We start from the raw sequence: 561 nt of genomic DNA, 5'->3' as shown, positions 1-561 counted from the left end.
GCTGCGCAGATACGCACCCATCTGCATGTTCTCGACAATCGACATGCGCGCGAAGATGCCCCGCCCTTCCGGCACCATCGCGAGGCCGCGCTTGAGCAGTTCATGCGGCGGCACGCCTCTGATCGACTGGCCCATGTATTCGATGTCGCCGGCCGAATAGGGCTTCAGACCCGTGATCGCCTTCATCGTCGTCGTCTTGCCCGCGCCGTTCGCGCCGATCAGCGTGACCAGTTCGCCCTGCTGGATCTCGAGGTCGACGCCCTTGACGGCCTGAATGCCGCCGTAGTTGACCTGAAGGCCCTTGATTTTCAACATTGCCGTAGCCATCAGTGGACCCCCGCACCCAGATAAGCCTCGATCACCTTCGGGTCCTTCTGCACGTCGTGCGGCAGACCTTCAGCGATCACCTTGCCATAGTCGAGCACTGTCATGCGATTGCACAGGCCCATCACCAGTTTCACGTCGTGCTCGATCAGCAGGATCGTCTTGCCGTCCGCGCGGATCTTGTCGAGCAGCTTCGTCAGCTCGACCTTCTCCGTCGCGTTCATGCCGGCCGCCGGT

The 561-nt window shown here is 61.9% G+C and carries 2 protein-coding genes; both read right to left on the bottom strand.

The window, feature by feature from the left end; all coding sequences use genetic code 11:
- On the bottom strand, positions 1 to 327 hold a 327-nt coding region (locus H3V53_RS43335; RefSeq protein ID WP_336603058.1), incomplete at its 3' end, for an ATP-binding cassette domain-containing protein.
- Positions 327 to 561, bottom strand: a 235-nt coding sequence (locus H3V53_RS43330) for an ABC transporter ATP-binding protein C-terminal domain-containing protein (protein WP_473766681.1), incomplete at its 5' end; no start/stop codon positions are given. The genes H3V53_RS43335 and H3V53_RS43330, both read right to left, overlap by 1 nt.

The sequence above is a fragment of the Paraburkholderia bengalensis genome, from assembly GCF_037126505.1.
Taxonomy (GTDB): Bacteria; Pseudomonadota; Gammaproteobacteria; order Burkholderiales; family Burkholderiaceae; genus Paraburkholderia; species Paraburkholderia bengalensis.
Note: the sequence above shows the minus strand (reverse complement) of the source record. Positions and strands in the feature narration are given on the sequence as shown.